Source organism: Dietzia massiliensis (genome assembly GCF_018390595.1).
Classification (GTDB): domain Bacteria; phylum Actinomycetota; class Actinomycetes; order Mycobacteriales; family Mycobacteriaceae; genus Dietzia; species Dietzia massiliensis.
On sequence record NZ_JAHBAV010000084.1, the window covers coordinates 1 to 8536 of the forward strand.

Here is an 8536-nt window from a genome sequence, read left to right on the forward strand (position 1 = left end):
CGACCCGGCGATAGACAGATCGGTCTATCCGCAGTGATCGAGAGGTGAGGCCATGAGTCTGCGCGAGGCGTTCGCTTTCCCCGAGGTCGTCAACGACTATGCCGCCCGCTGCACCGCCGCCCTCGTGGTGGCCCTCGCGGTGGTCACGATCGTCATGCCGTCACCCGCCCGGATCTGGCTCGCCGGGGCGTTGGTCGTCGGCTTCGCGCTGCGGGTGGCGGGCGGCCCGCGGTACTCGCCGTTCGGCCGGCTCTCCGTGCACGTGCTCGCCCCGCGGGTCAGTGCGGAACCCAAGCTGGTCTCCGGCGCGCCCAAGCGGTTCGCCCAGACCATCGGCCTGGTGATGTCGTCGGTCGCGTTCGGGCTGTTCCTCGGCGGACTGACCACGGCGGGGATCACGGTGCTCGGCGTGCTGGTGCTGGCCGCCCTCGCGGAGGCGGCGCTCGGCTTCTGCCTGGGCTGCTGGATGTACGGGCGGCTCCAGCGTGTCGGCCTCATCCCGGACGACGCGTGCGTGGACTGCGCTGACATCTGGGCCCGGCCCGGGATGACCGCCCGGAGCTGAGGCGCCGCGGCGGCACGCGATCGTGTCCTCGCCGCGACCGGCCCGCCGCCGCCCCGCGTTAGTGTGGGCCCATGAGCACTCCCGCTGACGGCACCGCCTCCGACCGCCCCGACGACCGGTCCGGCGACCGCGACTTCGAGAAGCGCTACGACACGTGGGCCCAGCAGGAGGGGGTCCGCGGGTACCCGGGCTCCGACGTCGGCGACACGCAGTACGGCGGGGGCTACGGTGATCCGCAGTACGGCACGCAGCCGGGCTACGGGACCCAGCAGTACGAGCAGCCCTACGGCCAGCCGTACGGCATGCAGCAGTACGGGATGCCGCAGTACGGCCAGCCCGGTCAGCCCTACGCTCAGCAGTACGGTGCGATGCAGCCCTACGGCCAGTACCCGCCGGCCGCCCGCAAGGACCCGGCGCTGATGCTCGTGGCCTCGCTGCTCATCCCCGGGCTGGGCACGATGCTCAACGGTCGGGTCGGCAGGGGCGTCGGGATCCTGGCGGGTTACGGCGTGGGCGTGCTGCTCTCGGTGGTCCTCATCGGGCTGCCGATCATGTTCGGGTTCTGGGTCTGGGGGATGGTCGACGCCTATCAGGGGGCGAAGGATCACAACGCCCGCCACGGTCTGCCCTGATCGCGGGCCGGCCGCCGCGGGTCGTCGCCGTCGTCATCCCACCCGCGGGGGCCGCGCCCTTCCGTAACCTGGTCGCATGACAGCGACCGAGATCCCCACCACCGACGCCCCTCGCCCCTCGGGCCTGGACCTGCGGTACGTCGACCCGGACGTCCGGCCGCAGGACGACCTGTACCAACACGTCAACGGCACGTGGATCCGTGACCACGTGATCCCCGCGGACCGGCCGATCGACGGCGCGTTCCTCGCGCTGCGCGACCTGTCCGAGGAGCGGGTGCGCGACATCATCACCGACGCCCCGGTCGACTCCCGGATCGGCGCGTTCTACGCCTCGTTCATGGACACCGACGCGGTGGAGGCGGCGGGCGTCGAGGCGCTGGCGCCAGACCTGGCCGAGGTCGACGGTGCCGGGGACGCGGACTCCCTCGCGCTGGCGATGGCGCGGCTGGAGAAGGTCGGCGTCGGCGGGCTCATCGGCGCCTACGTCAACAACGACGCCAAGAACTCCACCGAGTACATCCTCTACCTGGTGCAGTACGGCATCGGGCTGCCCGACGAGTCCTTCTATCGCGAGGACCAGTACGCGCAGATCCGTGAGCAGTACACGGAGCACATCGCGCGGATGCTCGAGCTGGCCGGGCTCGCGGACGCCGCCGTGGCCCGCGAGAGCGCCGGGCGGATCCTGGCTCTGGAGACGCGGATCGCGGCCGCGCACTGGGACGTCGTGGCCCGCCGCGACGCGGACAAGACCTACAACCCCGTGATCTGGGACGAGCTTCCGACGCTGGCCCCCGGCTTCCCCTGGCACGACTGGGCGCGCGAGCTCGGCGGCACCGAGGAGACCTTCGGTCGGCTCGTCGCCATGCAGCCCGACTTCCTCACCGCCGTTGCCGAGCTGTGGTCGGCCGAGCCGCTCGAGACGTGGAAGGAGTGGCTGCGCTGGCGGATCGTCTCCTCCCGCGCGCCGTACCTGCCCGCGGAGCTGGTCGAGGAGAACTTCCGCTTCTACGGCACCGTCATGTCCGGGACCGAGGAGATCAAGGCCCGCTGGAAGCGCGGCGTCGGCGCGGTCGAGGCCGCCCTCGGCGAGGAGGTCGGCAAGGAGTACGTGGCCCGCCACTTCCCGCCCGGCCACAAGGCGCGCATGCAGGAACTGGTCGCCAACCTCACCGCCGCGTACCGCTACTCGATCAGCAGGCTGCCGTGGATGACCCCGGCCACCCGCGAGCGCGCGCTGGACAAGCTCGAGGCGTTCGTGCCGAAGATCGGCTACCCCGACAAGTGGCGGGACTACTCGGCGCTCGAGGTCCGCGCCGACGACCTCATCGGTAACGTCCGTCGCTCCGCCCGGTTCGAGCACGAGTACGAACTGGGCAAGCTGGGCGGGCCCGTCGACCGCGACGAGTGGCACATGACGCCGCAGACCGTCAACGCCTACTACAACCCGGTGATGAACGAGATCGTCTTCCCGGCCGCGATCCTGCAGCCGCCGTTCTTCGACGCCGACGCCGACGACGCCGCCAACTACGGGGCTATCGGCGCGGTCATCGGCCACGAGATCGGCCACGGCTTCGACGACCAGGGGGCGAAGTACGACGGCGACGGCAACCTGGTCGACTGGTGGACCGATGACGACCGCGAGGCGTTCGGGACCCGCGTGGAGGCGCTGATCGCCCAGTACGAGGGCCTCACCCCGGACGGCCTCGATCCCCAGAAGGACCACGTCAACGGGGCCTTCACGGTGGGGGAGAACATCGGCGATCTGGGCGGCCTCACGATCGCGCTGCTGGCCTACCGGTTGGCGCAGGGCACGGACGGCCAGCCGGCGCAGGGGCCGGACGTGGGTCCGGAGATCGACGGCATGACCGGGATCCAGCGGCTCCTCACCTCGTGGGCGATCGTGTGGCGCACCAAGACCCGCGCCGAGGAGGCCGCCCGGCGGCTCGCCGTGGACCCGCACTCGCCGCCGGAGTTCCGCTGCAACCAGGTGGTGCGCAACCTCGACGACTTCCACGAGGCGTTCGGCGTGACCGATGCGGACGGGCTGTGGCTGGCGCCTGAGGAGCGGGTGAGCATCTGGTAAGCCCTCTCGGGGGCGATCCCGCTCCGTTCTGCCAGGGGACGCGTACGGTGAGAGTCGTCACCTGATCTTGGCGCTGGTCACAGCGCGGGACGCGGCGACCGCTGCGCCCGCCTCGGCCGTGAGGAGGAACGGGGTACCGATGTCAGACACTCTCGTGCCGCCCGGGCGGGCAGTCACCGCTGCGGACGCTCCTGCCATCCGGCGGCCGTTCGGACTCTCCTGGCAGGAGATGTTCACCACGACCGATCACAAGAAGATCGGCCTGATGTACATCGCCACGTGCCTGGTGTTCTTCTCGATCGGCGGCCTCATGGCGCTGCTCATCCGGGCGGAGCTGTTCTTCCCGGGCATGCAGTTCCTGTCGAACGAGCAGTACAACCAGCTGTTCACCATGCACGGCACCGTGATGTTGTTGTTCTACGGCACGCCGATCGTGGTGGGTTTCGGGAACTACGTCATGCCGCTGCAGATCGGCGCACCGGACGTGGCGTTCCCGCGCCTCAACGCCATGGGGTTCTGGCTGTTCGCGCTGGGCGGCGTCGTCCTGCTCACCGGCTTCATCACTCCCGGTGGCGCGGCATCGTTCGGCTGGACGATGTACATGCCGCTCGCGGACAAGATCCACTCCCCGGGCGTGGGCGCGGATCTGTGGATCCTCGGGGTGGCGATCGGTGGCATCGGCACGATCCTCGGCGCCGTCAACTTCGTCACCACCATCATCTGCCTGCGCGCGCCCGGCATGACGATGTTCCGGATGCCGATTTTCACGTGGAACATCCTCGTCACGTCGGTGCTGATCCTGCTCATCTTCCCGCTGCTGACCGCGGCTGCGATGGGAGTGTTCTACGACCGCACGTTCGGCGGCCGGATCTACGACCCGGCTAACGGTGGGGCGATTCTGTGGCAGCACCTGTTCTGGTTCTTCGGTCACCCCGAGGTGTACGTCCTCGCGCTGCCCTTCTTCGGGATCATCACCGAGATCCTCCCGGTGTTCTCCCGGAAACCGCTGTTTGGCTACGCCGGCCTGGTCTTCGCGACCCTGGCCATCGCCGGCCTGTCGATGGCGGTGTGGGCGCACCACATGTTCGCCACCGGGTCCGTCCTGCTGCCGTTCTTCTCGTTCATGTCGTTCCTCATCGCCATCCCGACGGGCGTGAAGTTCTTCAACTGGATCGGCACCATGTGGCGCGGGAAGATCACCTTCGAGACGCCGATGATCTTCGCCCTGGGCTTCCTGGTGTCGTTCCTCTTCGGCGGACTGACCGGCATCATGCTCGCGGCGCCGCCGATCGACTTCCACGTCCACGACTCGTACTTCGTGGTGGCGCACTTCCACTACGTCCTGTTCGGCACCGTCGTGTTCGCCACCTTCGCCGGGATCTACTACTGGTTCCCCAAGATGACCGGCCGCATGCTGGACGAGCGGCTGGGCAAGTGGCACTTCTGGTTGACGTTCATCGGCTTCCACACCACGTTCCTGGTCCAGCACTGGTTGGGCAACCAGGGCATGCCGCGCCGCTACGCCGACTACCTGGACTCGGACGGCTTCACCGTCCTCAACCAGATCTCGTCGGTCGGCTCGTTCATCCTCGGCATCGCGATGCTGCCGTTCATCTGGAACATCATCTCCAGCTGGCGCTACGGCGACCTCGTCCTGGTGGACGACCCGTGGGGCGCGGGCAACTCCCTGGAGTGGGCCACCTCCTGCCCGCCGCCCCGCCACAACTTCGCGAGCCTGCCCCGCATCCGTTCCGAGCGCCCCGCGTTCGAGTTGCACTACCCGCACATGAGCGAGCGGATGCGCGCCGAGGCCCACGTCGGCGGCGGCCGCAAGACCCGCGATCCGGGCTCCGCGAAGGACGTGCCGGAGCGGGGACCGTCGCCGCAGGACAGGTGACCCGCCCGGGCGATGCGTGACCGGCCCGCTTGCCACGTGACCGGCCCGGGCACCCGGGTCGTCGCATAGGGTCACGTTCCATGACGATCCGGGTCGTGGAGTGGTCGACTGGGTACCTCGGGCGGATGGCGGTCGAGGGGATCTATGCCCGGCCCGAGCTCGAGCTGGTGGGCGTGTTCGTGTCCGACCCGGCCAAGGTCGGACAGGACGCGGGCCGCCTGGCCGGGCTGGGCCGCGACCTGGGCGTCGCCGCCACCGATGACGCCGCCGCGCTGCTCGTCCTGGCACCCGACGCCGTCGTCTACACCGCGGAGACCGAGACGCGCTTCATGGAGGCCGTCGAGGACTTCCAACGTTTCCTGCGCGCGGGGATCGACGTCATCGCCTCCGGGCCGGTGCTGCTGCAGTTCCCGCACGGCACCATTCCGGAGGACATGATCACCGCGCTGGACGACGCCGGGCGCGAGGGCGGCGCGGCCCTGCACGTCAACGGCATCGACCCCGGCTTCGCGAACGACGTGCTGCCGTTGGTCATGACGAGCCTGTCCCGGCGGATCGACCACATCCGCGTGGGTGAGATCGCCGACTACTCCGTCTACCACCAGGGCGAGACCATGCGCCGGCTCTTCGGCTTCGGGCAGCCCATGGACACCCTGCCGCCGCTGCTGCGGCCCGGGATGCTCGCCGCCGGGTGGGGGTCGGTGGTCCGGCAACTCGCCGCCGCACTCGACGTCACCCTCGACGAGCCACTGGTCGAGCGGCACGAGCGTCTGCCCGCCGACCGGGACCTGTCGCTGCTCGCGTGCGAGGTGCCCGAGGGGACGCAGGCGGCGCTGCGGTTCGAGGTGGTGGGACAGGTCGACGGCGAGGACCGCATCGTGCTGGAACACGTCACCCGCACGGCCGACGATCAGGCCCCCGACTGGCCGCGGCCCGATCACGGCGACGGGTGCTACCGCGTCGAGATCTCCGGCGAGCCGGCGATGCGGATCGAGTTCGGCCACCACGCCGAACACGGTGATCACAACGAATCCGGGATGTGGGTCACCGCGATGCGGCTGGTCAACTCCGTCGAGGCGGTCGTCGCCGCGGCGCCCGGACTCGTCTACGCGAAGGACCTGCCGATGATCACGGGCCGTGGCTTAATGAGCAAATGACGCTACGGCGCGCTGTCGCGGTGGCGGCCCTCGTCGTCGTCGCCACCTCCTCGGCCACCTCGACGGCCGCACCCGCCGCCTCGGCCGTGCCCGCCGCCTCGGCCGCGCCCACCACCCCACCCACAGCCGCCGGCGTCCCGTGGCGCTGGTGGGACGGCGCTGTCCACCAACTCACGCACGGCCTCGCCGACCCGCCGGGTCTCAACCGCGACGACTGCCGACCGACCGCCGAGCGGCCCGAGCCGGTGATCCTGGTCCACGGCACCGGGCTCAACGGCGGCAACTCGTGGGCGACCGTCGGGGCGGCGCTGGCCGCGGACGGGTTCTGCGTGTGGGCGCCGACCGTCGGGGCACTGCCCGGGCTGGGGGCCGCGGGCGGCCTGGACTCGCTCACCGGGGCGTCCGCGCCGCAGCTCGCCGCGGAGATCGACCGGGTGCGCGCGCTCACCGGCGCCGCCGAGGTCGACCTGGTCGGGCACTCGCAGGGGGCGATCGTCGCCTCCTTCGTCGCCGCCACCGCGCAGGCCGACTCGGTGCGGACGGTCGTGACGCTGGGCGCCGACCCCGCGCGGTCGGGCGAGGGACCGCCGGAGTTCGTCACCGACCTGTTCGGCGTGCTGTCCGCCGAGACCGCCGAACGTGACGCGGAGGCGACCCTGGCCTGGCTGGGCGACGAGGGTGTGCCGTTGGCGCGCGGCGTGCGCTACGTGGCCGTGTCGTCCGACTACGACGAGCTCACCGGTCCGGTGGTCGCGCCACAGGTGCCGGACTTCGTCGACCTGCGGGTGGTCCGACTGCAGGACGGGTGTGAGGCCGACCGCTCGGGGCATCTCACCGTGCTGGCCTCGCCGCGCGCGGTGGATCTGGTGATCGATGCGCTGGGTGGGCCGCTGCGCAGTGGGCACGGTGGGCCTGGCGACGGCGGGCCGGGCGACGGCGGGCCGGGCGGTGGCGCGGGCCTCGACGTGCCCCCGCCCCGATGCGTGCCCGCCGACCAGCTCGTGGGCGTGCTCGCGCCAGTCCCGCCCCGCTGATCAGGGCCGCCCCCCACGCAGCCGCTCCCCGGCATGGCGTCTCGCACGCTCCGCGGGGTGGGCGAGACGCCATCGAGAGGGGCGGCTGTGGCCGGAACGGGCTGGCTGGCGCTCAGTCGATGCGGTCGCCGGTCTCGGTATCGAATGCGTGGACCTCGGTGTCGATGTGGCGCACCCGGATTCGTTCGCCCACCGCCGTGCCGTGCCCGCGGTCGAGGCGGATCGCGATGCGGTCGCCGGCGTCGGAGTGCCCGTAGGCGAACGCCTCGGCGCCGAGTTCCTCCACCAGATCGACCGTCAGCTCCAGCCCGGGTTCGCCGGCGCCGACCAGCCGCAGGGCCTCGGGGCGAGCGCCCAGGATGATGCGGTCGCGGCCGCCGAGCGAGGCGGGCACATCGATCTCGGCGTCGCCCACGCAGGCGCGACCCGCGGCGACGGGCACCTCGACGAGGTTCATGGCGGGGGTGCCGATGAACCCGGCGACGAAGGCGTTGGCGGGCCGGTCGTACAGCTCTCGGGGCGCGGCGACCTGCTGCAGGACGCCCTTGTCGAGCACGGCGACCCGGGTGCCCATGGTCATGGCCTCGACCTGGTCGTGCGTGACGTACACGGTGGTCACGCCGAGCCGACGCTGCAGCCCGGCGATCTCGCCGCGGGTCGACACGCGGAGTTTGGCGTCGAGGTTGGACAGGGGTTCGTCCATGCAGAAGACCTTGGGGCGGCGCACGATCGCCCGGCCCATGGCGACGCGCTGGCGCTGGCCGCCCGACAGCTGGGACGGCTTGCGGTCGAGCAGGTCCTCGAGCTGCAGGATCCGGGCGGCCTCCTCCACCTGTCGGCGGGTGTCGGTCTTGTTGACGCCGGCGTTGCGCAGGGCGAAGCCCATGTTCTGCGCGACGGTCATGGTGGGGTAGAGGGCGTAGTTCTGGAAGACCATGGCCACATCCCGGTCGCGGGGCGCCACGCGCTGCATGTCACGGTCGTCGATGAGGACTCGTCCGGAGTCGACCGGCTCGAGCCCGGCGAGCATGCGCAGGCTCGTGGACTTGCCGCACCCGGAGGGGCCGACCAGGACGAGGAACTCGCCGTCGGCGATGTCGATGTCGAGCGAGTCGACGGCGAGTTCCTCGTCCTGGTCGGCCCCTCCGGGTGCGGCAAGTCCACGAGC

General features: G+C 71.0%; 7 protein-coding genes. 6 read left to right on the forward strand and 1 reads right to left on the reverse strand.

The window, feature by feature from the left end:
* The first annotated feature begins 52 nt into the window (after positions 1–52).
* The 6 genes from KHA85_RS15460 to KHA85_RS15485 all read left to right on the forward strand — a co-directional run bounded on the left by KHA85_RS15460 (position 53) and on the right by KHA85_RS15485 (position 7368).
* A complete protein-coding gene (locus KHA85_RS15460) occupies positions 53–565 on the forward strand; it encodes a DUF4395 domain-containing protein (protein WP_213186491.1) in 513 nt (170 codons plus the stop codon).
* 71 nt (positions 566–636) lie between these two features.
* The gene (locus KHA85_RS15465) at positions 637–1197 is read left to right on the forward strand and encodes a hypothetical protein (RefSeq protein ID WP_213186492.1); all 561 of its coding nucleotides are present in this window, start codon (positions 637–639) and stop codon (positions 1195–1197) included.
* Between the two features lie 76 nt (positions 1198–1273).
* Positions 1274–3280 carry a M13 family metallopeptidase gene (locus KHA85_RS15470; protein WP_213186493.1) on the forward strand — a complete coding sequence of 669 codons (2007 nt, stop codon included), beginning with the start codon at positions 1274–1276 and terminating at the stop codon, positions 3278–3280.
* 139 nt (positions 3281–3419) lie between these two features.
* Positions 3420–5177: an aa3-type cytochrome oxidase subunit I gene (ctaD, locus tag KHA85_RS15475; protein WP_213186494.1), complete on the forward strand. Its 1758-nt coding sequence runs from the start codon at positions 3420–3422 to the stop codon at positions 5175–5177.
* 80 nt (positions 5178–5257) lie between these two features.
* The gene (locus KHA85_RS15480; RefSeq protein ID WP_213186495.1) at positions 5258–6334 is read left to right on the forward strand and encodes an NAD(P)H-dependent amine dehydrogenase family protein; all 1077 of its coding nucleotides are present in this window, start codon (positions 5258–5260) and stop codon (positions 6332–6334) included.
* Complete coding sequence (locus KHA85_RS15485) at positions 6331–7368, forward strand: alpha/beta fold hydrolase (RefSeq protein ID WP_213186496.1); 1038 nt, start codon at positions 6331–6333, stop codon at positions 7366–7368. The genes KHA85_RS15480 and KHA85_RS15485 overlap by 4 nt, the downstream gene beginning before the upstream one ends.
* Positions 7369–7480: 112 nt before the next feature.
* On the opposite strand, the gene KHA85_RS15490 is transcribed toward KHA85_RS15485, so the two are convergent.
* The coding region (locus tag KHA85_RS15490) for an ABC transporter ATP-binding protein (RefSeq protein WP_213186497.1) at positions 7481–8536 on the reverse strand (1056 nt) is incomplete at its 5' end.